At 38.6% G+C, this 25,615-nt stretch carries 26 protein-coding genes, 1 pseudogene and 1 other annotated feature; of the genes and pseudogenes, 3 read left to right on the top strand and 24 right to left on the bottom strand.

All coding sequences use genetic code 11. From position 1 onward, the window contains the following. Positions 1-647 precede the first annotated feature (647 nt). The gene (locus tag V1L66_RS10915) at positions 648-2,090 is read right to left on the bottom strand and encodes a PLP-dependent aminotransferase family protein (RefSeq protein WP_333004239.1); all 1,443 of its coding nucleotides are present in this window, start codon (positions 2,088-2,090) and stop codon (positions 648-650) included. 108 nt (positions 2,091-2,198) lie between these two features. Here V1L66_RS10915 and V1L66_RS10910 point away from each other — a divergent pair, with 108 nt between their 5' ends. Beyond that, positions 2,199-2,801 (top strand): LysE/ArgO family amino acid transporter, encoded by a 603-nt coding sequence (locus V1L66_RS10910; protein WP_333004237.1) that lies wholly within the window; start codon positions 2,199-2,201, stop codon positions 2,799-2,801. Between the two features lie 40 nt (positions 2,802-2,841). On the opposite strand, the gene ileS is transcribed toward V1L66_RS10910, so the two are convergent. The 6 genes from ileS to V1L66_RS10880 form a co-directional block, all read right to left on the bottom strand. Next, a complete protein-coding gene (gene ileS, locus V1L66_RS10905; RefSeq protein ID WP_333004235.1) occupies positions 2,842-5,934 on the bottom strand; it encodes an isoleucine--tRNA ligase in 3,093 nt (1,030 codons plus the stop codon). 61 nt (positions 5,935-5,995) lie between these two features. Further along, positions 5,996-6,234 (bottom strand) — a binding site (T-box leader). 58 nt (positions 6,235-6,292) lie between these two features. Then, entirely contained in the window at positions 6,293-7,135 is an 843-nt protein-coding gene (locus V1L66_RS10900; protein ID WP_333004234.1) for a DUF2785 domain-containing protein, read from the bottom strand. Between the two features lie 19 nt (positions 7,136-7,154). After that, positions 7,155-7,796: a hypothetical protein gene (locus V1L66_RS10895; RefSeq protein WP_333004233.1), complete on the bottom strand. Its 642-nt coding sequence runs from the start codon at positions 7,794-7,796 to the stop codon at positions 7,155-7,157. A 102-nt stretch (positions 7,797-7,898) separates the two neighbouring features. After that, positions 7,899-8,867: a DUF3221 domain-containing protein gene (locus tag V1L66_RS10890; RefSeq protein ID WP_333004232.1), complete on the bottom strand. Its 969-nt coding sequence runs from the start codon at positions 8,865-8,867 to the stop codon at positions 7,899-7,901. After that, the gene (locus tag V1L66_RS10885; protein ID WP_376747986.1) at positions 8,860-9,378 is read right to left on the bottom strand and encodes a sigma-70 family RNA polymerase sigma factor; all 519 of its coding nucleotides are present in this window, start codon (positions 9,376-9,378) and stop codon (positions 8,860-8,862) included. The genes V1L66_RS10890 and V1L66_RS10885 overlap by 8 nt, the downstream gene beginning before the upstream one ends. A 61-nt stretch (positions 9,379-9,439) precedes the next feature. Further along, positions 9,440-9,883 (bottom strand): Lrp/AsnC family transcriptional regulator, encoded by a 444-nt coding sequence (locus tag V1L66_RS10880; RefSeq protein WP_016994226.1) that lies wholly within the window; start codon positions 9,881-9,883, stop codon positions 9,440-9,442. Positions 9,884-10,024: 141 nt separating this feature from the next. Here V1L66_RS10880 and V1L66_RS10875 point away from each other — a divergent pair, with 141 nt between their 5' ends. Beyond that, a complete protein-coding gene (locus V1L66_RS10875; protein WP_333004229.1) occupies positions 10,025-10,609 on the top strand; it encodes a DJ-1/PfpI family protein in 585 nt (194 codons plus the stop codon). A 54-nt stretch (positions 10,610-10,663) separates the two neighbouring features. Here the strand turns inward: V1L66_RS10875 and V1L66_RS10870 are convergent, their stop codons facing one another. Together V1L66_RS10870 and acnA are read right to left on the bottom strand one after the other, a co-directional pair. Continuing rightward, positions 10,664-12,139, bottom strand: a complete 1,476-nt coding sequence (locus V1L66_RS10870; RefSeq protein WP_333004228.1) for an S-layer homology domain-containing protein — start codon at positions 12,137-12,139, stop codon at positions 10,664-10,666. A gap of 195 nt (positions 12,140-12,334) precedes the next feature. Continuing rightward, a complete protein-coding gene (gene acnA, locus V1L66_RS10865; protein WP_016994223.1) occupies positions 12,335-15,040 on the bottom strand; it encodes an aconitate hydratase AcnA in 2,706 nt (901 codons plus the stop codon). Positions 15,041-15,716: 676 nt separating this feature from the next. Between acnA and V1L66_RS10860 the strand changes: the two genes are divergently transcribed. Further along, positions 15,717-16,877: a Ger(x)C family spore germination protein gene (locus V1L66_RS10860; RefSeq protein ID WP_333004226.1), complete on the top strand. Its 1,161-nt coding sequence runs from the start codon at positions 15,717-15,719 to the stop codon at positions 16,875-16,877. Between the two features lie 37 nt (positions 16,878-16,914). On the opposite strand, the gene V1L66_RS10855 is transcribed toward V1L66_RS10860, so the two are convergent. The 15 genes and pseudogenes from V1L66_RS10855 to V1L66_RS10785 form a co-directional block, all read right to left on the bottom strand. Then, positions 16,915-17,577: a M15 family metallopeptidase gene (locus V1L66_RS10855; RefSeq protein ID WP_333004225.1), complete on the bottom strand. Its 663-nt coding sequence runs from the start codon at positions 17,575-17,577 to the stop codon at positions 16,915-16,917. Further along, positions 17,574-17,831 (bottom strand): phage holin, encoded by a 258-nt coding sequence (locus V1L66_RS10850; RefSeq protein ID WP_333004224.1) that lies wholly within the window; start codon positions 17,829-17,831, stop codon positions 17,574-17,576. Before V1L66_RS10850 ends, V1L66_RS10855 begins: the two co-directional genes overlap by 4 nt. After that, positions 17,821-18,165, bottom strand: a complete 345-nt coding sequence (locus V1L66_RS10845) for a hypothetical protein (RefSeq protein ID WP_333004223.1) — start codon at positions 18,163-18,165, stop codon at positions 17,821-17,823. Before V1L66_RS10845 ends, V1L66_RS10850 begins: the two co-directional genes overlap by 11 nt. Positions 18,166-18,214: 49 nt before the next feature. Further along, positions 18,215-18,595 (bottom strand): annotated as a pseudogene (locus V1L66_RS10840) (BclA C-terminal domain-containing protein); the annotation flags it as partial. A gap of 280 nt (positions 18,596-18,875) precedes the next feature. Beyond that, the gene (locus tag V1L66_RS10835) at positions 18,876-19,166 is read right to left on the bottom strand and encodes a hypothetical protein (RefSeq protein WP_333004222.1); all 291 of its coding nucleotides are present in this window, start codon (positions 19,164-19,166) and stop codon (positions 18,876-18,878) included. Between the two features lie 88 nt (positions 19,167-19,254). Then, on the bottom strand, positions 19,255-19,398 hold the full coding sequence (locus V1L66_RS10830; protein WP_333004221.1) for a hypothetical protein: 144 nt from the start codon (positions 19,396-19,398) through the stop codon (positions 19,255-19,257). Continuing rightward, positions 19,391-19,642, bottom strand: a complete 252-nt coding sequence (locus V1L66_RS10825; protein ID WP_205444760.1) for a hypothetical protein — start codon at positions 19,640-19,642, stop codon at positions 19,391-19,393. The genes V1L66_RS10830 and V1L66_RS10825 overlap by 8 nt, the downstream gene beginning before the upstream one ends. Then, entirely contained in the window at positions 19,643-21,091 is a 1,449-nt protein-coding gene (locus V1L66_RS10820; RefSeq protein WP_333004385.1) for an Ig-like domain-containing protein, read from the bottom strand. It abuts the gene before it with no gap. Positions 21,092-21,167: 76 nt separating this feature from the next. Further along, positions 21,168-21,767, bottom strand: a complete 600-nt coding sequence (locus V1L66_RS10815; protein WP_333004217.1) for an integrase — start codon at positions 21,765-21,767, stop codon at positions 21,168-21,170. Beyond that, positions 21,760-22,068, bottom strand: a complete 309-nt coding sequence (locus V1L66_RS10810; RefSeq protein WP_036075138.1) for a hypothetical protein — start codon at positions 22,066-22,068, stop codon at positions 21,760-21,762. The genes V1L66_RS10815 and V1L66_RS10810 overlap by 8 nt, the downstream gene beginning before the upstream one ends. Next, the gene (locus V1L66_RS10805; protein ID WP_052125289.1) at positions 22,065-22,721 is read right to left on the bottom strand and encodes a putative phage tail protein; all 657 of its coding nucleotides are present in this window, start codon (positions 22,719-22,721) and stop codon (positions 22,065-22,067) included. The genes V1L66_RS10810 and V1L66_RS10805 overlap by 4 nt, the downstream gene beginning before the upstream one ends. After that, complete coding sequence (locus tag V1L66_RS10800) at positions 22,718-23,809, bottom strand: baseplate J/gp47 family protein (RefSeq protein WP_333004216.1); 1,092 nt, start codon at positions 23,807-23,809, stop codon at positions 22,718-22,720. The genes V1L66_RS10805 and V1L66_RS10800 overlap by 4 nt, the downstream gene beginning before the upstream one ends. Beyond that, positions 23,802-24,218 carry a DUF2634 domain-containing protein gene (locus tag V1L66_RS10795; protein WP_036075134.1) on the bottom strand — a complete coding sequence of 139 codons (417 nt, stop codon included), beginning with the start codon at positions 24,216-24,218 and terminating at the stop codon, positions 23,802-23,804. Before V1L66_RS10795 ends, V1L66_RS10800 begins: the two co-directional genes overlap by 8 nt. Beyond that, a complete protein-coding gene (locus tag V1L66_RS10790; protein ID WP_244905115.1) occupies positions 24,212-24,649 on the bottom strand; it encodes a DUF2577 domain-containing protein in 438 nt (145 codons plus the stop codon). Before V1L66_RS10790 ends, V1L66_RS10795 begins: the two co-directional genes overlap by 7 nt. Further along, entirely contained in the window at positions 24,649-25,614 is a 966-nt protein-coding gene (locus V1L66_RS10785; RefSeq protein WP_036075129.1) for a hypothetical protein, read from the bottom strand. The genes V1L66_RS10790 and V1L66_RS10785 overlap by 1 nt, the downstream gene beginning before the upstream one ends. Between the last annotated feature and the right edge of the window lies 1 nt (position 25,615).

The raw sequence follows: 25,615 nt of genomic DNA, 5'->3' as shown, positions 1-25,615 counted from the left end.
GCTTCTCACTTTCTTTGGAGCGGGGGCCTCATTTTTTGATCACTTTTCAATCACTTTGGAGCGGATGCCTCACTTTTTTGATCACTTTTCAATTACTTTAGAGCGGATTCCTCTCTTTTGGATCACCTCTTACTCACTTTGGAGCGGGTTTCTTACTTTTTTGATCGCTTCTCACTTTCTTTGGAGCGGGGACCTTACTTTTTTGATCACCTCTCAACCACTTTGGAGCGGGGTCTTCATCTTTATGATCACTTTTCATTCACTTTGGAGCGGGTTTCTTACTTTTTTGATCGCTTCTCACTGAATTTGGAGCAGGGGCCTCGCTTTTTGGATCACCTCTCACTCACTTTAGAACGGGGGCCTCACTTTTTTGATCACCTCTCAACCACTTTGGAGCGGGGTCTTCATCTTTATGATCACTTTTCATTCACTTTGGAGCGGGTTTCTTACTTTTTTGATCGCTTCTCACTGAATTCGGAGCAGGGGCCTCGCTTTTTGGATCACCTCTCACTCACTTTAGAACGGGGGCCTCACTTTTTTGATCACTTCTCAATCACTTTGGAGCGGATTCCTCTCTTTTTAGATCACTTCTCACCTTATTTAGAGCGACCTCCTCACTTCCACGTTTCCCTAACCTCAGAAAGTCCTTACTTACTCTTTCGTACCATAGCCGCAACCACACATTCATGCAGGATTCGTAAGCCTTCTTGTAATTCTTCAAAGGTTGCATAGGCATAGGATAGCCGAATATGGTGATGATCGTGTGGATCGTAGATATAGCCTGGATTGATTAATATTTGTTGCTGCAATAGCTTCATAAAAAAGTCTTTATCTACAAGCGACTCATGAAACTTAAGCCAAATATAAAAACCTCCCTTTGGTTTGCTCCAATTCGCCACCTCTGTAAATTTCTCCGTTAACAGCTGTTCCGTAAAATCGGCTCGCTCCTTTAATTGTTGACGCAATCCAGCAAGATGCTTTTCATATTTTCCTGATTGCAGCCAATGAAGGACAATTTCTTGTGAAATGGCACTTGAGCCATAGTCTGTTTGCATTTTTATATCGGCTAATCGCTCAATGACAGTGGTTGGACCAATGAGCCAGCCAATTCGTAGCCCAGGGCTTAAGGTTTTCGAGACGCTGCCAATATAAAGAACTTGTCCACTATTATCCATGGCCTTAATCGGCGGTGACGTCTCTTCAAAAAGCAATTCATGGTAGACATCATCCTCTATAATTGGAATGCGTGATGCCTGACATGCTTCATATAGCTGTTCTTTTTCCCGTCCTGTCCACACATGACCTGTAGGATTATGTAAAGTAGGTATGGCATAAAACACGGCTTGTTTCTTTCGTTTCCTTTGCGTCAATGTTTGGACAAGTTGTTCATCACGATCAATACTAATCATTTGCATGCCGACTGACTGAAATGGATGGACAGAATTTAAATAGGAGGTTGGCTCCTGGAACACAATGGACCCCTGCTCTAATAAGCCAACAGCAATCAATTGAAGTGCCTGAAGAGCACCTGAGACTATACAGACGTTTTGAGGCTCAGCAGTAATGCCTCTTTTTTGGACATATTTACAAATAGCTTTACGAAGCTGATCATTGCCTTGTGGCGAAGAGTAGCCTAATGCTTTGGATTGAAAGGATAGCTCTCGCAGTGAAGCTTCTATTTCCTTGGTGGGCAACAAGCAAGGTGCTAGCTCTCCTGTTCCTAAACGAATTACATCATCACGCTGTTCGTATTCATTAATTAATTGGATAGTGTGGTAGTTTGGCTTATGGATGCTTGTTTCGATATAGGTTTGCCAATTCGGCTGTGTTTGTTGGATTAATGCATGCCAGGAATTGTGCGTAACATAAACACCAGAGCCTACTTTTGCTTCAAGAATGCCCATTGCTTTTAATTCCTCCAAAGCCTGCTGAACCGTGCTACGATTCACATCGAACTGCATGGCCAACTGTCTTTGGGTAGGTAGTTTTGTCCCTGCAGCCCAGTCTCCTCGTTCCACATTGGCTGTTATCCACTGTACAATCTGCTGCTGTAATGTATTATCACTTCGTCTATTCGGCTGCCAGCTCATGTTCCTTCTCCTTCCACTATAAAATTGGGTGGATAAAAAACCATCCAATTGGTCGTTTTCTTTTAGTTATACCATATCTAAAATGAGTAAAGAAAGGAGGTATGATCGTTGGAAGCTTTTCTTCATGGAATCATTTTAGCATTTGGACTTATTTTGCCATTAGGCGTACAAAATGTTTTTGTTTTTTCACAAGGTGCTACACAACCAACTTTATTGCGCGCTTTGCCAGCAGGTGTGACAGCTGCGATCTGTGATACACTGCTTATTCTACTTGCGGTATTCGGTCTGTCATTAATAGTTCTACAGTTTGAGTGGCTGCGTATCACTTTAATGACTATAGGTATCATTTTTTTACTTTATATGGGCTATAGCATTTGGCGTTCAAATCCAGTAAACACTGAAAATAGCGAAGCATTGCCTATAAAAAAACAAATTCTCTTCGCACTCTCTGTGTCACTGCTCAACCCACATGCTATTTTAGATACAATCGGTGTCATTGGTACGAGCGCATTAAAATATAGTGGAACCGAGCAAATGATGTTCACCGTTGCTTGTGTGTTCATTTCCTGGCTATGGTTTTTCGGTCTCACATTGACTGGCGCCTCGTTCAAAAAACTAGACGGCTCTGGAAAGTTGATGCGACTATTTAATAAATGCTCCGCCATCTTTATTTGGGCAACAGCATGTTATCTCGCAAGTGGCTTATTATAGCGTACATAGAAAATGCTCAGGGATTCCCTGAGCATTTCTTTTATAGAGAGACAAATAAAGTGAGCTTTTCAGTAAACAATGCCGTCTCAATGGATTTTGCATGAGGCCATACCTCACCATAATGAATAGCTTTGACTAATACATTGGCTTGTAATAAAGCTTCGTGCTGCTGAATGATGGAAAGTACCTTTGGACTACCATTAAAGGCAATCGATACATATTGCGTCACTGGTAGCTGCCATTTTTTCCGTGCATCTTGTATTGTACGAATCAATTCTCGCATTTGCCCTTCTTGTAGTAGGCACTCCGTTAGTTGTACATTCATCAAGACACGGCAGGTGCTATCCTCCGCTAAAATATAATGGTCCTTGACGATTGATTCAGCTATTACATGTTCCCTTAATAATGTTAGCTGTTGACCATCCATCATGAGATCCACAGTTTCATGATGTTGTAGCTTTTGTTTCTCTTCCTCTGTTAATGTCAACACATATTCTTTTACTTGATTAACCTTTGGACCAAATGCCGCTCCCGCTGTTTTAAAGTTCAATTTATAATGCACGCGTTCATAGGCTGAAAAATCATGTGACCATCTACAGGCTTTGATGTTTAACTCATCCTGAATGAGCTCGCTATAGGCTTGGTAATCCGACAGTTCACCTTTTAAGGCAACAATGAGTTCACTTAAAGGCTGCTTGACCTTTATTCCCTGACTATTGCGAATGCTACGTCCAAGTTCCACAACTGTTAAGACTGTTGCCATTCCTTGTTCAAGCTTCACATCCACTAGTTGATCGTCGAATAATGGGTATTTCTCAAGATGAACACTTTTCCCACATAATTGACGGTAAATATCCTCTGCTATAAACGGCGTAAACGGAGCTACTAATTGACAAATGGATGTCAGTACCTCGTATAGTGTACTAAATGCACCCCGTTTATCTGCTGTCATTCCATTTGCCCAAAATCTAGCACGTGAACGACGGATATACCAGTTGCTTAATTCTTCCACCAATTGACCAATTTCCCGTGTAGCCTGTGTAAATTGATAATCATCCATAGAAGTTGTGACAAGCTGGATAGTGTGATGTAAGCGAGACAATATCCAATGATCTAGCTGTGAACGTGTACCTGTATTTGTAGCATCATACGTAAAGCCATCGATCTTGGCATACATGTCATAAAATGTAAACGTATTGTCGAGTGTATCCACCAGCTTAGATTTCGCATCTAAGACAATTTTCTTAGAAAAACGCTTTGGATTCCATGGTGAGCTATCCACTAAAAATGCCCAACGTAGAGCATCTGCTCCATACTCCTCGATTAACTCAACAGGCTCTAATGCATTGCCTTTACTTTTGGACATCTTCTGTCCATGCTCATCGAGTACATGCCCTAGCGATAGCACATTTTTATAAGGTGGTTTTCCTGTAAACAAGGTCGATACTGCTAATAAGCTATAGTAAAATCCTCGCGTTTGGTCGATCCCCTCAATGACCACATCTGCTGGAAATTGATGATGAAAGTTCGCAACATCTTCAAAAGGATAATGCTGTTGGGCAAATGGCATCGAGCCACTGTCAAACCAAACATCAATAACTTCAGGCGTACGTCTCATGTCGCCCTGGCAGACAGGACAGGTACAGACAATGTCATCTATAAATGGCTTATGCAGCTCTAATTGTTCATCGACAGCTCCTTTGGCTAATTGTTGGAGTGCTGCAACACTGTTAGGTGCCTCCTCATGACTGCAATCCTGACAGACCCACACATTGAGTGGTGTCCCCCAATAACGATTACGACTAATATTCCAATCCACTAAGTTTTCTAGGAAGTTGCCAAATCGTCCATCTTTGATATGGCTAGGGTACCATGTCACCTGCTGATTATTTTGTAAAAGCTGCTCTTTTACTGCCGACATTTTGATAAACCAGCTATCTGTTGCATAGTACAATAATGGTGAATCACAGCGCCAGCAATGTGGGTAGCTATGCTCATATTTTTCTTTAGTAAATAAAAGCTCTTTTGCTGCAAGCATTTTAATGATGTCGACATCACAGTCCTTTACAAATCGTCCAACAAGCTCAGGTACCGCTTCTGTATAACAGCCTTTAAGATCAACTACATTGACAAAGGACAAGCCATGTTGCTGCATCGTTTTATAATCGTCCTCTCCATAAGCAGGTGCTATGTGTACAATTCCTGTGCCACTTTGCTCTGTCACATAATCTGCCATGACAACGATATGCCCTTTATCGACGGCTAGATAGGAAAATGGCGATCGATAGGAAACACCTGCAAAATCCTGACCGTCATGCTCACTTAATATCTCAACAGGCTCTGAAAAAACCTTTGCTACCAACGATTTGGCTAGTATATAGATGCTGTTTGCATGCCTTACACGGACATATCGAAGAGTAGGATTCATAGCTAAGGCTACATTGGCTGGTAATGTCCAAGGCGTCGTTGTCCAGCCTAAGAAATATTCGTCTCGATCCTCTAGCTTAAACATTGCAGTAACGGATAAATCCTTGACATCCTTATAGCCCTGTGCCACCTCATGAGAGCTTAAGGAAGTTTGACAACTAGGGCAATAAGGTGAAACGCGATGTCCCTTGTATAACAGTTTTTCCTTGTGAACATGGCTTAAAATATGCCACACTGATTCGATATAGTCATTACTAAGTGTTAGGTAAGGATCATCCATGTCGAGCCAGTAGCCAAGTTGCTCTGTAAAAGTACGCCATTTTTGCTCATAGATAAAAACGCTCTTTTTACATGCTTGAATAAATGGCTCCACCCCATAGTTCTCAATCTCCTGCTTACCTGAGATCCCTAATGCCTTTTCTACCCCTAATTCCACAGGTAAACCATGTGTATCCCAACCAGCTTTTCGTTCAACCAAATAGCCTTGCATCGTTTTGTAACGTGCCACCACATCTTTTATGGTTCTACCAAATGCATGGCCGACATGTGGTAAACCATTCGCTGTTGGGGGTCCCTCATAAAATACAAAGGGCTGCTGTCCAGCACGATTACTTACGGATTTGGCGAAGGTCCCTTCTTGCGCCCACAATGTACGAATCCTTGTTTCTCGTTCCACTGTTGTTTCCTTCTTTTGTACTTTCTGCATATTAGTTCCTCCTATACAAGCAAATTTGTATAAAAGGCATACAAAAAACCCCGTCCCTAGGTAAAGGGACGGGGTTAACCGCGAATACCACCCTAATTCTATTGACACGATGGCCAATAGCGCTCAGCAACGTACAATCATACGTGTTCTTTTTAACGGTAGACACCCGGATTAACTTACTCGATTCAGCTAATCTTCTCAGAGAGGATTTTCATGTAACACCTGCACACCGACTTCCACCAAATGTCGGCTCTCTGTAGAACAAAGTGAAACACTACTCTTTCTCATCAACGAATTTGTATGCTTTTATTGTCCTTCATCTTAGCAAATTACCAATTGTCTGTCAACGGTGGACAACCTAAAAAATTTCGTTGAGACAAGTGACAATACTTTGATGGAGATCAGCATATTGTGGCTGATGAATGGTTTGAATCAAAAAGCTCTTTAGCAATGTTTTACTATTGAATAGTACTATTCTGTATTGTTCCTCACTCAGCTTTTCCTTTAATACGGCTAAGGTTAATGGCATTTGCTGCACTATATGGATGACTTCATTTTGTTCCAGCCCCTGCTCCAACATCGCGAATATAGGCACTAATAGTCGTTCATCCTCATCATGGATAAAAACGTAATCCGGTTGTAAATAGATGGACCATAATGCATGCAACATATCCGGATAGGCTGTTTTCAATGATTTTGGATTTTTCACCAGTTCATCGATAGCATCTGAAACATGCGCCACACTATGTGCCCATCCCTTGCCAGGCACATAGCCTCTTACATCCTTTTCAGATGATACATAGCTTAGTAACTTTGTTTGACAGTCCGCTATGCTAGCCTTGGACAAAAAATTATCCTGTAGATCTCTTGCTAAAATAAGCGCTACTAATAATGATGTAAATGAGCGAGTAAAGACCCAATCTGATTCCTTTTCTCCAATTCCCTTAACTAATAAATGGTTTAAGCTATAATCCCATAACTCCGTTAAGGAACGATGGTCTAGCAAGTTTTTTTCTAAAATCCATTCATAAAAGCTGCCATAAATATAAATATCTCGTAGCTCACTATCAATAGAACCGATATGTGCTAACATGGAATGCACAAGCTGCTCTTGATTTTCTAGCTCCATTGTTGCTTGTCCCTTTTTTAATGCCTTTAATCGATCCTTTAATTCTTCTTCCTTCAGTACATCTTGTATCAACTCTTTGACTCCCCTTTGCTTATTTATTTTGATACTCACTTTCTCGGTATATTCCATCTAACTTCCAGCTCTCATTAAAACGGACATATGTAAATTCCTTTTGCCAATTATCTTGGTGTACAATCACCTTACTGCGCCAAGGAAAGGTAAATGCATTCACCTGCCCCTTTCGCACATCAGCTATATCATCCGCTACTTCAAGAAGCGTCGTAGGCTTCATTGTATTGTGCATCAAATAAAGCTGTCGGTCTGAACTATCCTCAAGCTCCTGCATTACTTGCTGATGGAACGCAATCACCTGCTGATTTGCCTGATAAAGTGAATAAACGAGTGAGCTCCCAAATAGCAGCATCAATGTTGCCACAATCACAACATGCTTTTTCTTTAAGCCTATATAAAATGCCCACTTCTTTTCCTTGTTGTATAAATGGATATAGATTGCTAGACTAATTGGCCATAAAAATAGTAGCTGCCAAAAGAGGACAACCCAAAAAATTTCTCCATCCGAGACAAAATATCGAATGCAAAAGTAATTCAACAGCCATAAGGGCATTGACCAACGCCAAAAGGATTCTTCCTGTGACATACTTTTTAAATAAATCAGTAGAAGAGGTAAGCTTAGGAAAAACGCTGTCGCATTATCTAATATAGCAAATACCAAATCAACACCTCTATTTTAGAAAAATATTACAACTATTGTATATGATTCCCACTTTAAAGAAAAGGCTAGACATTCTAAAATCATTGAATGTCTAGCTTCTTGTTATTGAAATTCCTTTACTATTTTCATCTCTACGATATCCTTATAATCAATGAATGGCTGAGCGTCATCGTTCCCAATCGACTGCCTATACTGGACTTCTACTCGGTCACCAACTGATAGTGTTTTCGGGACATCCACTAGAGGGAACCATGTACCATTTCTATGTTTCTGCACTAATTCATCTACAGATTTTTGACCAATCTCGCTATCTAAGACGCCTGAGACAACTAAAAATTCATGTTCCTTGATCGCTAAGACCGTTCCACTTCTGATGAGCTTCATTTGGCTGTCCTTTTCTGGGATTTTATATTTTTCTCGTAAGGAGGCAATGTCTTTATGATAATGTTGTTCTAAATAATTCATGGCTTTTTGCTCGACAAGCCATGTACGAATGGGATTACTTACATCCTTATAATCGGCTTGGCTTGCCTCCCATAATAAGTCAAATGTAGCCATTTTATAGGCAATTGGCTTGCCATAGTTCTCTATAAACCCTTCGTTTGTGACTTGCAACATTTGCAGAAGCTTCTCATAAGTTGGCCGAGTATCGTTTTCATAGCTCCACTCTTGCATGAACTGTTCGAGTGCCTTATCTATTTGCTCTTGTGTAGGTACTAGTTTTTTCGATTGCGCATAAGCAAAGGTCGATTCAAAATATAAAAAATTATCAAAGCTTGCCTTATATAAACGATTCTTTCCGTTCATAAAAGAATCAAGTTGTAAATACAGCTCTAAGATCCTCTCATCTAATACGGGTGGAATAGTAGAAGCTTGCTGTTGTTGTTCATTATATTGCTGATATATAAACAGCCCTATGCAGACACTTAAAATCATAGCCAAAACACCATATGGCCAGCGTTTTGCAGGTTTTTTTTCATGGCGTTGGTGTAAATGCTGAACCACATTTGTCATCACACGCTTTTTGCTTTCTGATAAATCCCTTACTACACGAGCATCCATTTTACTCATGCAGAAGCACCTCCCATTCAACATGCTGCAATTGTAGCTTTAATAACTCTCGTCCACGACGTAGCCTTGTTTTGACGGTGCTTTCAGGAATCGTTAACAGCTCTGCAATGTCCACCACAGGCATTTCTTCAAAATAAAAATGTATAATGACCTCTCGCTGCTTGAAGGGGAGAGCTAGAATCGCATTTTCAATCAAAGTACGTTCATCTTGCTGTACAAGCATATCTCTTCTCATGACGGTTTGCTGTGGAAAAATCTTCTGTTGCACTTGAATTTTCCCATAGGTCCAGCTGCGTAAATAATCTTTACTTCGATTACTAACTAATTTCGATAAATACGCCTTTAGCTCCCCACGTTCCTCATAGTTTTGCTGATTATCATAGAATTTAATAAAGACATCCTGTACGATATCTTCAGCGCTTTGTAAATCTCTAACATAGTAAAAGGCAAGACGAATAAGCCTCTCTGTATGCTGTTCCATTATTCTTTCCAGTTCATGAATTAGCAACATTCTTCCTCCTCTCTACCCTATAAACGGTGCTCACGGTTTCGAGGTTTGCTTTTTTTGTCATTTACCCCAAATCATTGTCAGCAAATGGGGTAATCACCTGTTTTTCCGTTGAAGATAACACGATATTAGTAGAGGGTGTGCCATAGGGCATAGCCGCATCAATAAATTGTTCTAATGTTTCTACTGAATAGGTTGCTAGTTGAACAATATAGCTAATTTCTCCTGCCACCCGATAGCATGCCAAAACATCAGGATGGGCATTACAAAATGAAGAAAGACTTTTACAATCAATGGATTTAAATAAAATAATAGCTTCAATCGTACGCTCCATCTTTTTCAAATTTACCTTTGCATGATAGCCTTCAATCACACCCTGCTCCTCCAGCTTTTTGACTCTTTCAATAACAGCAGGAGAGGATAAATGAACGGTAGTAGCTAATTCCTTCATCGAGATTTTGGCATTTTGCTGTAACTGCTGTAAAATTTGTGTATCAATATGATCCATGGTCCATCACCTTTCTAAATCAATTATTTATGACATAATACCTTTTCAAATAAGGTTTTTTACTTAAAATCCATTATACAACGTATGTAATCTTTTCTCCCTTTTGTTTACAATAATATCAATAAAGGAGGCAAAACAACTATGAAAAAAATATTGTTACTATTAGCAAATGGCTTTGAAGCGGTGGAGGCAAGCGTCTTTACTGATGTGCTCGGCTGGAATAAGTGGGAAGGTGATGGTACAACAGATGTGGTTACGGTCGGCCTGCATGAACAGCTGCAATGCACCTGGAATTTTAAAGTCACTCCTGAAAAATTGCTCCATGAAATTGTATTAGAGGATTTTGATGCATTAGCGATTCCTGGAGGCTTTGAGGAAGCCGGTTTTTATGAGGATGCGTTTAGCGAGGAATTTCAGGCAGTCGTTCGTCACTTTGATGAACAGAAAAAACCGATTGCAACAATCTGTGTAGCTTCTCTTATTTTAGGCCACAGTGGAATTCTTCAGCATCGTCAAGCAACAACCTATAATCATCCAACAAGTAAACGTTTAGCACAGCTAAAAGGCTATGGTGCGGCAATTATCAACGAGCGCATTGTGCAAACTGACCATATCATTACCTCCTCCAATCCAGGAACAGCCTTTGATGTTGCCTTTCGCTTACTAGAAACACTGACATCCGCTTCAAACACAGCGAAAGTAAAAGAATTAATGGGCTTCCACTAAGGCATAAAAAAGTAGGTTTACGCCAATATACTTGGCATAAACCTACTTTTTGTATTATTTACTTACTGGTGCTGTTTCTGATGCACTCAAATCCATTTCCTTTGCATTGTCTAGCACATCTTTTGGAATCGTAATTGTCGTTACCGCATTGAAATCATGATATTTGATCGTTGTTTGCTGTCTTGTTTTGATCGAATTGCCTTCTACTTGCATCTTTAATGTCATGTCCATAGCAATTTCTTCTACATCGAATGTTTCTTTATTAATCAATAATTTATATGTGAGACCATCAAAGGAAATATTACCCATTTGCGCCTCTAAATCGGCTTCCATTCCTAAATCCATAGCGCCAAGCTGCTGCTTCACTAGCTCTGTGAATTTTTCGCCAGAGCCCTTTAATGTTAATTCATAACGGTTTGCTGTTTCTACTAATGAGAAATCTTCGGCAAATGCTTGTAGCATCTCCAATTGTTCAGTTGCATCTGGCTGCATCCCTGTTTGGCTCAGTACATCCTCAAATAATTGTTTCGGGAACTTTACCCAGGCCTTTTGTTCTGCCTCATACATATACATACCATCTTTAGCCGTCATATACATTTTAATCGGCAAATTAATCGCTTCACCACTTGTTGGATCTGTTAAAGCCATTGTTCCATCAGCAAAGAATTGCATTGGCTCTGTAACAATTTCCATCTTCATGTTGCCTTTAGACTCCATTTTCATGGTTTCCTTACCATCGTTTGCCTCTACTGTCTGAGAGATCGTCATGGTAGCCTTCATGCTTTTTAGCTCTTTTTGCTTGGCTAATGTTTTCGTAAATACTTCCTCTAACAAAGCACTATCCTTTGATGTAGTAGGCTGTTCTTCTGTTACTTGCTCCTCTTTTTCTTCCGTTGTAGGCTGTGTATCCTCAGCTAAACCTAATGCGTTCACAATAAATGTTGCTAACTGACCACGTGTAACATTTTTATCTACACCAAATTCTGTGGCAGTAACACCCTTCGCAATGCCTGCCTCATACAGGGCTGTTACTGCATCTGCAAATGGACTATTTTGCTGTACATCTGTAAATGGACTTTTACCTTCCGCTGTTAAACCTGCAGCCTCAGCTACCATTACCGCCATTTGACCACGAGTAATTGTATCATTTGGACGGAATGTATCATCCTCATAGCCTTGTACAACGCCAAGATTAACTAATGTAACAATCGCTTTATAGTATGGGCTAGATGAGTCGACATCCTTAAAATTCGGATTCTCGACAGTCATATCCGTTGTAGTTAGATGAAAAGCACTTGCTATCATCTTCGCTGCCTGTCCACGTGTTACATCCTTTGAAGGCTTAAATGTACCATCTGGAAAACCATTAATGATATCTGCTGCATGCAATGTGGAAATACTGTTAAAATGCGCATAATCTTCACTCACATCTGAAAATGGACTAGCCGCCGAAACAGGTACTACCGCCACAGCAGTAACCGCCATTGCAGCTGTAGCCGCTGTATAAAGCTTATGTTTCTTCTTTGTCATAATCAATCGTCCCCCGTTTATGTAAATTTAATGCTTGCCTATTAATTTTATCGAAAGAACGGGGAAAATGCTAGGTAAGTTGGAAATTAAATTATAATTATCCATTATATCCGTCATTTGGTTTGGTCTATCCACCATTTTAATGAATCAAATAAAAAAACCGACCTCCTAAGAGATCGGTTTTTATGATGATGATTACTCAGCAGCTTTTGCGCGTAGAACCATTTGTAGGATACCACCATGACGGTAGTAGTCTACTTCTACTTCTGAGTCGAAACGAGCTAAAGCTTGGAAAGTTTTAACTGTGCCGTCTTCAGATTTAGCAGTTACTGTTAAGATTTCACGTGGTTTTACGTTGTCAGTAATGTTAACAGAGATTTCTTCTTTACCAGTTAAGCCTAATGTATCAGCAGATTCACCTGGCATAAATTGAAGTGGAAGAACACCCATCATTACTAGGTTAGAACGGTGGATACGCTCGTAAGATTGTGCGATAACAGTTTTCACGCCAAGTAGGAATGTACCTTTCGCAGCCCAGTCACGAGAAGAACCCATACCGTAGTCGTTACCAGCAAGTACGACTAAGCCAGTACCTTGCTCTTGGTATTTCATACATGCGTCATAGATGTACTCTACTTCGCCTGTTGGCCAGTAAGTAGTGAATCCACCCTCTGTACCAGGAGCAACTTGGTTACGGATACGGATGTTTGCAAATGTACCACGCATCATTACTTCGTGGTTACCACGACGAGAACCGTAAGAGTTGAAGTCACGGATTGCAACACCGTTTTCAATTAAATATTTACCTGCAGGTGTATCTTTACCGATTGCACCAGCTGGAGAAATATGGTCAGTTGTGATTGAGTCACCGAACTTCGCCATAATGCGTAAGCCGTCTAAGCCTTTAATAGCTTCTGGCTCTTTTGCAAGACCTTGGAAGAATGGTGGGTTTTGGATGTAAGTTGATTTGTCATCAAATGTGTATAGAGACTCAGTTGATGTTTCAATTGCATTCCATTTTTCGTTCGCTGTGAATACAGTTTCGTATTCTTTTTGGAATAACTCACGGTTAACAACAGTACCTAATACTGCATTAACTTCTTCAGTTGATGGCCAGATATCAGCGAAGAATACTTCGTTACCATCTTTATCTTTACCGAATGAATCTTTTTGTAGATCGATATCCACTGTACCAGCAAGTGCATAAGCAACAACAAGTGGTGGAGAAGCTAAGTAGTTAGCTTTTACAAGTGGGTGTACACGACCTTCAAAGTTACGGTTACCAGAAAGAACTGAAGTTACGAATAAGTCATTTGCTTTAATTGCTTCTTCGATTTCAGGTAATAATGGACCTGAGTTACCGATACATGTTGTACAACCATAACCTACAGTGTTGAAACCGATTTGGTCAAGGTATGTTTGTAAACCTGAATCTTCAAGGTAACCAGTTACAACTTTAGAACCTGGTGCTAAAGAAGTTTTTACCCATTTCGGCACTGTTAAACCTTTTTCTACAGCTTTTTTCGCCACTAAGCCCGCAGCAATTAATACGTATGGGTTAGAAGTGTTTGTACAAGAAGTGATCGCAGCAATCGCAACAGCACCTGTTGGAATTTCTACATCGCCTTCAGCGAATTTCGCTACAGAAGTTTTTGCGAATTCATCTTCTGTTAAACCGAAACCTTGTGTACCTTGTGGTGCCACTACTGCTTCTTTGTAACGAGAACGCATTTGAGAAAGTGGAATTAAGTCTTGTGGACGTTTAGGACCAGAAAGGTTTGGTTCGATTTCAGCTAAGTTTACTTCTAAAACGTCAGTGTAAACTGGCTCTAATGTTGGATCGAAGAACATGTGGTTCGCTTTTAAGTAAGCTTCTACAACCGCGATGTGCTCTTCGTCACGACCAGTTAAACGCATGTAGTTTAATGATTCTTCGTCGATTGCGAAGTAACCACATGTAGCACCATATTCAGGAGCCATGTTAGAGATTGTCGCACGGTCAGCTAGTGGTAATTTAGATACGCCAGGTCCGAAGAACTCAACGAATTTACCAACTACGCCACGTTGACGTAATACTTGTGTTACTTTTAATGCTAAGTCAGTAGCAGTTGTTCCGTTTGGAAGATCGCCAACTAATTTAACACCGATAACTTCTGGAATTGGGAAGTATGAAGGCTGACCAAGCATACCTGCTTCAGCTTCGATACCACCTACGCCCCATCCAAGAACACCGATACCGTTGATCATTGTTGTATGAGAGTCAGTACCTACTACTGAATCTGGGAATGTTTCGAATGTGCCATCAGCATTTTCGTTTACGTGTACAACTGGAGCTAAGTACTCTAAGTTTACTTGGTGAACGATACCAGTTGCTGGTGGTACAGCACGGAAGTTATTGTAAGCAGTTTGAGCCCATTTTAAGAAGTTATAACGCTCAGCGTTACGTTCAAATTCTAGGTCCATGTTTGCTTGTAATGCAGATGCATTACCGTATTTGTCAACTTGTACTGAGTGGTCAATTACAAGGTCAACTGGAATAGCAGGGTTGATTTTGCTTGGGTCGCCGCCCATTTCTTTCATTGCAGAACGAAGAGATGCAAGGTCAACAACTACTGGTACACCAGTAAAGTCTTGTAATACAACACGAGAAGGTTTAAATGGTACTTCTGCCTCTGGGTCAGCACCGTTACCCCATTTCGCTAATTCGTTTACGTGTTCTTCTTTAATTACATACGCATCATATTGACGTAAAACAGATTCTAATAATACTTTAATTGAGTAAGGAAGGTTTGAAACTTTTGCAACGCCAGCTTTTTCAATCGCAGCTAAGTCATAGTAATTGTAAGTTTTACCATTCACTTCGAATGATGCACGGCTGTTGTGTAAATTACCTTGTGCCATTTGCGGATCCCCCTAATATATCTTTTTGAAAAGGCTTTAAAAATGTGTAGCATCTTTTCTCCAATACCCATGATAGCGCATTTATATTCATAAGTAAATTACATTAATATTATCTTTTTTGATAAGCATAACTTATGACCTTGGTTTCTATCCTGATGTTTTTAATTTTTTGATGTGCATAATATCAAGGTTTAGTATTAATGAGGGTTTCTATACCTGTCTAACGAAGCATATCTAAATGTATTTAACTGGGGCACTTTTTGGGGCACTTGCTGGGGCACCTGTAACTTTTTTTAAAATGGTGCCCCAGTTCGTAAAAATGTGGATAAAGAAGGTTTGGACAGGTACTCTCTTATAAGGAATGAACGATATAAATTCCTTTAAAGTTAATATTATTTCTTTGCCACTATCTGTGGCATTTTTATTTTTTTAAATACAAACAACATTCTAATATATTAATACATTTTTATTATTACAAATAACTACCAAGAGAGTAAATACATTATGGAGAATTCTTTTATTTGACACTTTTTAATTCTCTAATAATTAGCGATCTGTTTTATCAACAATACTGTTATTTGCCTCCCTAGTACAAAAGTGTTTTTTTTTATAGTTTAGAACCAAAACGGTAGGCGAATACTAAAGGTACACTTTATTAATAAAAGTAGGCGAAAAAATGACAATGAATAAATTATTATTTCTTATTTTATCCTCTACTCTGCTCCTGGCAGGCTGTTGGGATGTAACGGAACCTCAAAGAATGTACTATATCAATGCCGTTGGGGTTGATTTTGAAGACGATAAATATAAAGTTTACTTACAAATTATCAATTTTGCTGATGTAGCTAGATCACAGCAATCGGGCGGTGATGTTGAACCTGCTGAAGTCGGGTATGCTGAAGGTAAAACAATTGAAGAAGCGATTTATAAATTGTATCGTTCATCTGATCAAGAGATCTTTTGGGGGCATATGAGATACCTAATATTCTCAGAACGTGCCATGGAAAATGAACGAAGCATTCCTGTTATTGATACTTTTATTCGTTTTCGAGAGACGAGATATCATATCTGGGTCTATTGCACAAAGGATCCTATTAATGACTTAATGCTAGTAACACCAATATTGCGAAATTCTATGACAGCTTCAAAGTTAAGTAATCCACTTAGTACTAATAAACAATTATCATTTGTTCAACCTATAAATTTGAGGGAATTAATTATTGGTTTAAATGAACCAAGCCATGAGGTTAGTATACCTTATGTGAAAATAATGAAAAATTGGGAAAATGATAAGGAACAAACGGAGGAAACCTCTTTTTCTGGCATAGGTATTCTCTCAAAAGATGGGGTTAAAGGTTTTATTACAGATTCCTCCACAAGAGGGAATCAATGGATGAATGACAAGACAAGTCGGGGAGAAGTCACAATTAAAATAGAAGGTGGTGAAAGGGATTATCTAACTATCGATTTAGATCATTTAAATCTCGAAGTTAAACCAATTGTTAATAAAAACAATCAAGTTCAATTTGAAGTTGATATCAAAATACAAGGAATACTCAATGGATTTAAAGGAAAAATTACTACGGATGAAGTGAGAAAAAATATCGCTCAACAAATAGAAAAGGAAATTAAAGAAACGTATCAAGAAGGTCTAAAACTAGATGCTGATGTATATCGTTTATCAGAATATCTATACAGGAGTAATGTAAAGGTGTGGAAAAAAATCGAGCATAATGGAAAAATACCTTTAACGGTAGATTCAATAAGTAAAATAAATGTTCATGTTAATAAAATAAATCCAGGAAGGAAAACTTTTGATGAGACAATTGAAGAATAAAAAAGCCTGTTGCATTAATTGTAACAGGCTTTTACTATTAAGCGCTACGTTGTGCAATGATAATTTTCAAACCTTCAAAATCACCACTTGTCATCGTACCTTGATCGAATTTATCAAGCCAAGACTTATCAATCTTGCCTTTATCTACAGCCTGTTTAATGTAATCACGTACTGCATTTTCAGTTGTTGGATTTGTAAATTTCATAACATCATCATCCTTTTCTTTTGGTTTATCTTCAACAAATAGTTGTACTTTTAATTTGCTATTAGATGGAACAATTACTTGTCCTTCTAACTTGTATCCTTTTGGTATTGACCAAGATGTAGGAATCTCGAAATGAGGAGCATCATATTGTCCAGCAGGCCAATACCCTCCCCATGTGATCCCTAACTTTTTGGCGATTACACCGACCTTTGACAATGTAGATTTATCATATAGATCACGAGGCGGAGCTACGGCAATATCCCAGGCTCTACGTGATGTATGATTGCTTGTTAATGTCCAAGTAACTTTCTGCCCTGGTCTTGTACGTCCTTGCTCATGTAAATAATTTTGACGTGCTTGGCTGCGGTATGTCTCTGTAATAAAAATGTCCACGATCCCAGCTTTGTAACATTCCTGGAACAATAGGCGACATGCTGTTTGAGCAGCTGCAGTTAATTCGCTTAAATCTCGACATGTTTGAGTTACGCTTGTCATTTCACATCATCCTTTCGGGAATACCCCATAGCTCTTTCGCTATCATTTAGCCCTGGTGTTGTTGGATCACTCACAACACCAAATAAAACTAATAAAGCAAGCACAGTATTAAAAATATCTGTTACTTGCTCATTGTAAATCGTAGTATCAAATCCAAATAAAGCTGCAATTTGTTGAATCAATAACAGTAGCAATGAAAATGCACCCACAAGGAATGGCCCATGTTTTAAACGTACTTTCCAGTTAATTTTCATGTGTAATACCCTCCATTTTATCTAAACGTTTATGTGCTTGTTTACTTGATTCCTCTACACGAATTACACGTTCTGATAACCCTGTAACACGCATTTCTTGGGCTTTTATATCAATCCTGATAGATTCTACTCCAGCGTTAATATTGTCTAATTTCGTGCGTATTACAGCCGAATCAGATGCATCATTTTTTACATCTTTGTCTCGGTTTCGATTTAATGTTAAGTAGCTGATAATAAACGAACCTACAGCTATTAACACGCCAATTTCAATGGACATAAGGTCACCTACTTTAATAAAAATAGCACTGCTCGGCACAGTGCATTGCTGGAACATAAAGAAAACCCTCCACAATAACTGTGGAAGGTTTGAAAAGATATTAAGACTATTTCTTCATAATACTTAATGATGTAGCTTTAGTAGAATCATTTCCAACTAATGTAGCAACGCCTAACAATCCGTACAATTGCAAACTTATAGTATCACCTGCATTTAGGTTTACTGTTGTAAGTTTTCTAGTTAAATAATCCGTACTTGTTAATGGCGTTACCTCGCTATCCGTAAGCATAGTGCCATTTACTAATAATCTAGAACTCACAAATATTTCCGCAGTAAGGCAAACATGATACTCAAGTTCATACGTTCCTGCTTGTTGCACTGTGAAAATATCATTTGCACCATTTACAGTTACATTATTTAACTGTTGAGCATTAGGTAATGGAATGTTTGTTCCACTCAACACAACAGCAATTAGTGACCCAGATGTGTTGCTTGCAGAACTTAAAACTGTGCTATTCTCGTCTTATACCTATCGGATTTATAACGAGCCTTCACCGTACAGGCGACTTTCATCGCATACGGCGATCCGTCAGCGGTAGATCTTCAAAATTTATTTCCCCAATTCTAGTATATTCTATCAACATTAAATTTAGGTTAAATATTTTAGACAAAAAGTTAATGTACCATGAGAAGCATTGAGATTAAGTAACATTGCCCATCTTGATTGGTCTCATAGCCTAAAATAAAAACACTCTCAAAAAAGAGTGCTAAAAATAATTAGGTTTATAACTACTTATTAACGAAAACACATTATTGAATTTATTCACGTTTCCAGCTTTTAAAGTAACTTTATGATCACTAACTTTAAACTCTAAACCATTTTCGTTTCCAAAGTTAGAATTACCATAAATTTCTTTGAACTTTAATAACTGTTCATCATTCAATTCTGTGACCACTTCTATAAGAGATTCTTCTTGGTCAAAAGAACTTTGATTGACTTCTGTAATTTTAACATCATAATTCTTACTTAATTTTATAAAATCTTCATCTTTGTACATGTGGTAATCCTCCTTTATTTCTACATTAATAATTCTGGAAACAAGAAAGGAATTCCTTCTATTTTTGACAATAAAAATAAAACTTTGCCTATGCTTGCGTTTCACCTTCGTCTAGTTTCTTATATACAACTTCACGTAAATTAGATAGATTAGGTACCTGTTCGCGCTTGTCTGGATTCGTTTTAACAAAATTGCACCAAATTCCGACTAAGCCACTGTTTTCATTAAACATCATTTTCACCTCCAGGTAGCGACATTGCAATTAATGTGGAAAGTTCCATAATAGCATTTTCTTGTCCTTCAAGACGTTGTTCTTGCATTGCCATATAAGATGACATTTCCATCATGCTACCAAGCAATAATTTATTTTCTTGCTCTAAACGAACAGCCTTTTCCTCTGCTGTTTCTTCAATCCCGAATTTTTTTATTCCACCAATAGTTCCGTCTGGATTACGTACTTTGTACTCAAATGGCATTTAGTCCACCACCCCCGAAATAAGATGAATTTTATGATTGAACGATAAATCTGTACGTGATGGTGTGATTTTCAGAATAATGTTTTGCTTCTCTTCTGAAACTGTGTGTTCGAAAGTATCTTCTACAGTGCCACTATTTGTCGGTGCAGTATTAACTGGTGTGAGGGTGATGTATTGTTCCTGTTCTCCTGTCAAAGTCATTGACAACTCGACTTTTACTACCAAATCTGCGTCACGCTCAATAAATAATAAAACACCCTTTGCTGATCCCTTTGGAGGCTCAATTTTATATCGAGCAACAGATTGCAAAATAGGTGTTTTTACTGTGTTTTTATTAAGTTTTATCGTCTTACTTGTCTTAGCATTATAGTTGTCAATTACCTCAACCACAATCGTATTTTCACCAACAGCAAGTTGACTAAGTGTTATCTCAAGTTCCCATGTTCCACCTGGACCATTGTAAATTTGAACAGGATTTCCTGTATTAATACGGTACGATACTTTTATACTTGCATTTGCATCTGGATCGCCTGCGGAACCTTTAATTTTAAATTTATCAGTATCAATGATTCCACCTGGTATGATGGTGTCCACTGAAAGTAATGGAGCACGGTTAGGCACTACATAGAATGTACGTTCCACAGTGGTAGATTGTGCTCCTTCATTATCAATCGCCCAAACCTTTAATTTATGTTCTATACCCTCTGCAAGCATTTCAGTCAGGACTGTTTCGCCATCATACAGCTTACCACCCTTAAATGTGAGCTGCTTTGATAAGGATATTTGTATCTGACTTAGATTTGTTGCTAGGACCTTTTTGGGATTATCATCAATTTGATAATAAACAGTAACTGATTGGTCTGGGTCTTGGTCGATTGCTGTACCTGTCACGTTTAAGGTATCATTTTCATACAAAGTTATATTGTTTTCAGGACTAGTTACAGTTACCGTAGGTGCCTTGTTATCCTCATAATCCACGGTGACGACATATTGATAATAATGCGTATAAGTTCGCGTATCAGTGGCCGGCTTTGTCACCGTCCCGGAATACTCGTATTTTTGCGTTCCGCTGTAGGATAGATTAACATACGGCATTTTTGTTCCTACTGGATTCATAATCGCGTTATATGCTGCATTAACATACTCGCCAGTTGTAACGGTATTCACGCGATTCAACGTGCCTGTGTACCCAGAACTATTATAACTTAAGGAATCGGGAAGAGAACCCCCAGTGTTCGCACGAATAACTACACCATCGCTCCCTGTCGCCCAACTTGCTGAAATTGATCGAGAATCTGTTACTGTTTTGTTATCTGCTGGAGTGTAGGTACCACCAGTCCACACGCTCCTTTTTTTTGCACCGCCAGACATGGAAAGTGTAACTTCGTTCCCATTAACTGCTTTTACTACAGCATTACCTGTATCAACTTTAACAGAATTAATTTTCACCAAATTTGGTAGGGTTACTATAAGAGTCTGCGATTGATTTGTTGATTCTGTTGATGTGAATACTTTTTGCGTCACTTTATACCACCTCCACTAATTCAACATTAAACGTCTGCCAATTACCAACACTCATCTCAGAGTTGACTGTATCAATTTGTACATTACTTCGAGCCACTTTAGCACCTTTTTTATATGCATTAGTAAGCGCTGATACCGTAATTGTGGCTTCGCCTACAGCTGTAATCACAACGTCCTCGCTGTGATCATCATCAAAAATAGTGACTTGCGTAAATGGTGTAAAACCATCAACACTAGCCACTATTAAAGTAGTTGTACCAACTGCCACAGGTTCAATAATGTCCGTTAAGGCTTTATCTAAGCTGATTTTATTTGAGCTGCCATCCAATGTATCACTAAATGTCCCGCTGTTCTCTGGAACACGGCCATCCAACTCAAGTTGAACTTGTATACGTTGCATTTGACGAGCTTGTTCTATCAAAAAACGGTATGCATTATAAAGACCCCACTCAAGATTATTTCCATATTCCGCCCAAAAAATCGTGCCCTCTTCTAGCACTTCACCAGTGTTGGGGTCAGTTAAATCATCCTCCCATTCCACTCGTTTATATGGATTTGTTTTAAAATTCAAAGGAATTTCTCCTGTCATAAATTCAGCCATTTTCTTTCACTTCCTTTGCTTCAAGTGTGAGTGGGAATGCAATGGTATAACCCTGCGCGCCTTTTTGGTAATTCATATTTTTTACGTACAGCTCTCGGTCCATCGAATCTACTAAAACTACTCGAGTAATAAGACCTTTTTCGGTTGTTAATTTCACATATTTTCTCAATCCATAACGATCACTAGTATGTGAAATAGGTTTATCATAAACCACCCCATCAATTGTTACCTTTGCTCCAACTACCAAATTACTTAAAATTGCTTCTGTAAGTTGTATTAATAAAGGCTGTATTTCGCTCACACTAATCCACCTCCTGCTCTAAATCGCCCACAAGTCCGTGCGCGAAGTAAAAAAGCATACGATCCATCTCGTACACTTACATTTTCTTTGCCTATGATTGCTGATTTTGAACCTGTTTTAAATCGTCCACATATACGATTATTGTTAAAATTCCAAGCATATGTTCCAGCGATCAACACTAAAGAATCCTTAATAGCAAGTATTGTCGCCATTAAGTCTATATTCAAAGGCACAATACGCTCAATTATATTTATTACCTCTTTATAGTAAATTGTTTGCTCTACATCAATGGATACTTCCATTTCGAAATGATCAATGTCTAGTAAAATTTGATGTTTATTTTCACCCAATAAATTAGTAAGAACCTTAATTAAGTGTTCAAGTACATAGGGCGCTTTATCTTGCATACGAGCAAGTAATCTCAGCTTGCGAAATTTCAATGTTTCACTTTTCAAGTCAGCACGAATCCCGAAATCTTTTTCTCTCATCGCAACAGCAGTTTCGCTTGATGTTAAAATAAACTGATCATTTTCCATACCAAAAAGAGCTTCGTCAAGTTGGTCCCAACTTGCTGTAACTGTGTTGGACATCTCACGAAACTCTCTAATATTTTTATAGTAAGGTGGTAATTCCTCTAAAAAGAGATTGGTCATGTACTCACTTCCCTCAGTATTACTTGTGAGAGAACAGGGATATCTTCAATCATATTGATGTTCTTATCAAGCCCATTTAACGTGGTTGAAGTAATATCCTCTACTCCTTCGATTTCCAAAAGTCTCGCTTCAATATGGGTAATCCGCACATTAATGTCTAAATCCTTATACCAAATTGCACGTAGTTCTGCAAAATACTCTTCTAAAGTTTCGTTTATTTGTGCCTCGATTTGCCCAATTGTTACTCCATTAAGAATTAGTTCACTTTCAACAACAATATCATTTTTTCCTACACCTTCCACGGTGACTTCATGGCCAATAGGTGCCGTGCCGTAGCCCTCACCTTTAAACTCGATTGGATCTATAATCTCTTGAACATAGGATACAAACTCTGGTGTCGGTACATTAAAATCAGAATCAATAATAATAGCCTTTACTGTTCCCCCTCCAAATGGCGCACGCCTTAAACGAACACCACCTACACCTTGAATGGTCCTTAACTTTTTCTTATAATCAGCACGATTCCCTCCAAAAGCTTTCTCACGAATATGGTCTAAAAACTTTTGATAAAGGGATTCGTCTGTTTCGTCATCTTCACCAGGCACAAGGACATCTGCTAAAATCGCTTTCCCTAACTGATTGTTTGCCTCTAAAGGGAGCATTTCGCCATAATCTTTATTTCCAACGGATCCAGCTGTCTGAGCTTCGGCTTTAAATTCACCCGCTTCTATCCTTTCAATTATCGTATATACAATTTCATCTAAACGATATTGGCTACTTATTGACACATCAAGTGGTTGTCCATCACCATCTGTAAACAAAGCACGACGAATAGCCTTACCTGCTTTTTTTCGCTCAACTCCATGCTCATTTACACGCTTTTCAAGATCATCACCGTCTGCCGTAGCAGCAAAAGTGCGACGATAGAGCATAGCCATATCCCAATAAGTCTCAGCAAGTTTCAACGCTGATGGAGCAAGTGCATCGTATATGACACTACCCTCTCGCTTATCAACGTCATCTGGAACCCGTTCAAGCAATGCTGTTAAGATACTATCAAAAGATTGAGCTTCTAAGTAATCAAGCAATTCTTATCGCCTCCTTCAAGAGACTTACATCACCATAAATAGTACGAGCAGTAAAAGTCACTAATACATCTTCCTTTGAAGTAAATTCAAGGCTGAAATTTTCTAATGATGTAATACGCTCATCTTGTAGGACTGCATCATGTATACGCCTAGCTAAGTCTCCTCTTACATACAATTCATCATAACCAACCATATTCTGAAAACCATAGTTATTTGTGTAGATAAGATGTTCAAAGCGGATGGTATTTAAAGCTTTGAAAATTGCTTGTTCCATTGCTTTCTGACCATCAATAAATCCTGTACAACACCCTTTTTTGAAATCCAAGTGGTATGTTCGAGTGGGTAATTCAACGGCTTCGATTACCTCAATTTCTGGGGTTATTGTTATTGCCTCTGTTGGGACTACCATACACTATCACCTTCCTTATATCTGTCTGATACAAAATATTTTTGACCGCCCTGCACTCTATGGAGCACAACTTTATCACCAATTTTAAGTCCATCTTCATAAATAAATTTTGCGTATTTCATCTCGTATTTTTCATAAGGATTAGGTGCCGATTCCCCTATATTTTTTCGTGAAGAACTTGCTTGTTTCAATGAATCTCCCATACGACCACTAGAAAAATTTTGTGCATCTTCATAAGCAAGCGAAACTATACGTTCATGCCTTGTCAAATGCTCTGCAACAAGCAAAAACTCATCCGTTAAGATGAGCTTGGAATGGACTTCTATTTTCAGGGGCTTCGATTCAATTACTTCGCCTACAACGATATTGACTGGATTGGATGCTTGGAAGGCAGCCATGGCTGTTGTTTTGATTAAATCTAGTAAACTCATCATATCACCTTCAATTCTAATGACATTGTATGAACTTTAGGTGTCCAATCATGGGTACAAGCATCCACCAAAAACAATTGCTTTAACCCTAGCTTTTCGATGAAGATAAACACCATTTTGCCTGCTCGTACACGCCAGTCACCTAAACATTTCAAAGACAGTTTCTTTTTTTCTTTATTGTGTACAGCTAGTAATGCATCTAGTAAGCTCTCAACTTGCGCTTTCGTCATATTTTCATCTACTTTTTCGTAATACTGTAATTGCCCCCATTTAGCGATATTGTTACTATCCTGCGCTATAAATACCCGTCTCTTTGATGCCTTTTTATCATCTAAAACGAGTTTAATGCGATTGTAACTATCATCTATAGAGATGGAATAATCATAATCATGCAAAAGACTTTCTTCACCTATATAAAAATCAGTAGGTGGAATAACTAAATCTTTAATATTATGAAGCCCAAGCGAGCCAAAATCGTCCATGAAAACAAAACTTTGATTGGTTGCTACAATAGCCGAATCAATATATTTCATAATGACATCTAAGGCCTTTTTATCTTCCTCTATCATTGCTGGTGCTTTAAAGCCTGTCTTCGTAGATACACTTAATTTTAATTTTGCTTGACTGCATATTTGAGCTATAGCCGCCTCGGACTGCATTGATTTCATGACAAACGTGTCATTGAACATTAAATACCTCAGTTGATCATAGGCAGTAATCTTAAATTCGCTGCTTTTCCCCAATCCAGCTTTAAATGAATAACCATAGAAAATTTTGTGCTTCTCATCAGTCACCCTTACAATCGCACCAGATATAATTTTATTTTCGAGTGGCTTCGGATTTAACAGATTAACATTCAGTTCAGAAGCTTTTCCTGTTTTTTCTGTTTTCCAACTAATTGACGTGACAGGGATTTCATATATCTTTCCATCACGATTGTCGATTAATACTTCTATACCTGTCACC

The organism is Lysinibacillus sp. IITD104 (genome assembly GCF_036698265.2).
Taxonomy (GTDB): Bacteria; Bacillota; Bacilli; order Bacillales_A; family Planococcaceae; genus Lysinibacillus; species Lysinibacillus boronitolerans.
This window is presented reverse-complemented; position numbering and strand designations above follow the sequence as displayed.

Excerpts from the sequence above, each read along its gene's own strand:
- V1L66_RS10915 (WP_333004239.1), bottom strand. The coding sequence starts at position 2,090 with ATGAGCTGGCAGCCGAATAGACGAAGTGATAATACATTACAGCAGCAG.
- ileS (WP_333004235.1), bottom strand. The coding sequence starts at position 5,934 with ATGCAGAAAGTACAAAAGAAGGAAACAACAGTGGAACGAGAAACAAGG.
- V1L66_RS10890 (WP_333004232.1), bottom strand. The coding sequence starts at position 8,867 with ATGAGTAAAATGGATGCTCGTGTAGTAAGGGATTTATCAGAAAGCAAA.
- V1L66_RS10885 (WP_376747986.1), bottom strand. The coding sequence starts at position 9,378 with ATGTTGCTAATTCATGAACTGGAAAGAATAATGGAACAGCATACAGAG.
- V1L66_RS10880 (WP_016994226.1), bottom strand. The coding sequence starts at position 9,883 with ATGGATCATATTGATACACAAATTTTACAGCAGTTACAGCAAAATGCC.
- V1L66_RS10875 (WP_333004229.1), top strand. The coding sequence starts at position 10,025 with ATGAAAAAAATATTGTTACTATTAGCAAATGGCTTTGAAGCGGTGGAG.
- V1L66_RS10870 (WP_333004228.1), bottom strand. The coding sequence starts at position 12,139 with ATGACAAAGAAGAAACATAAGCTTTATACAGCGGCTACAGCTGCAATG.
- acnA (WP_016994223.1), bottom strand. The coding sequence starts at position 15,040 with ATGGCACAAGGTAATTTACACAACAGCCGTGCATCATTCGAAGTGAAT.
- V1L66_RS10860 (WP_333004226.1), top strand. The coding sequence starts at position 15,717 with ATGACAATGAATAAATTATTATTTCTTATTTTATCCTCTACTCTGCTC.
- V1L66_RS10855 (WP_333004225.1), bottom strand. The coding sequence starts at position 17,577 with ATGACAAGCGTAACTCAAACATGTCGAGATTTAAGCGAATTAACTGCA.
- V1L66_RS10850 (WP_333004224.1), bottom strand. The coding sequence starts at position 17,831 with ATGAAAATTAACTGGAAAGTACGTTTAAAACATGGGCCATTCCTTGTG.
- V1L66_RS10845 (WP_333004223.1), bottom strand. The coding sequence starts at position 18,165 with ATGTTCCAGCAATGCACTGTGCCGAGCAGTGCTATTTTTATTAAAGTA.
- V1L66_RS10835 (WP_333004222.1), bottom strand. The coding sequence starts at position 19,166 with ATGTACAAAGATGAAGATTTTATAAAATTAAGTAAGAATTATGATGTT.
- V1L66_RS10830 (WP_333004221.1), bottom strand. The coding sequence starts at position 19,398 with ATGTTTAATGAAAACAGTGGCTTAGTCGGAATTTGGTGCAATTTTGTT.
- V1L66_RS10825 (WP_205444760.1), bottom strand. The coding sequence starts at position 19,642 with ATGCCATTTGAGTACAAAGTACGTAATCCAGACGGAACTATTGGTGGA.
- V1L66_RS10815 (WP_333004217.1), bottom strand. The coding sequence starts at position 21,767 with ATGGCTGAATTTATGACAGGAGAAATTCCTTTGAATTTTAAAACAAAT.
- V1L66_RS10805 (WP_052125289.1), bottom strand. The coding sequence starts at position 22,721 with ATGACCAATCTCTTTTTAGAGGAATTACCACCTTACTATAAAAATATT.
- V1L66_RS10795 (WP_036075134.1), bottom strand. The coding sequence starts at position 24,218 with ATGGTAGTCCCAACAGAGGCAATAACAATAACCCCAGAAATTGAGGTA.
- V1L66_RS10790 (WP_244905115.1), bottom strand. The coding sequence starts at position 24,649 with ATGAGTTTACTAGATTTAATCAAAACAACAGCCATGGCTGCCTTCCAA.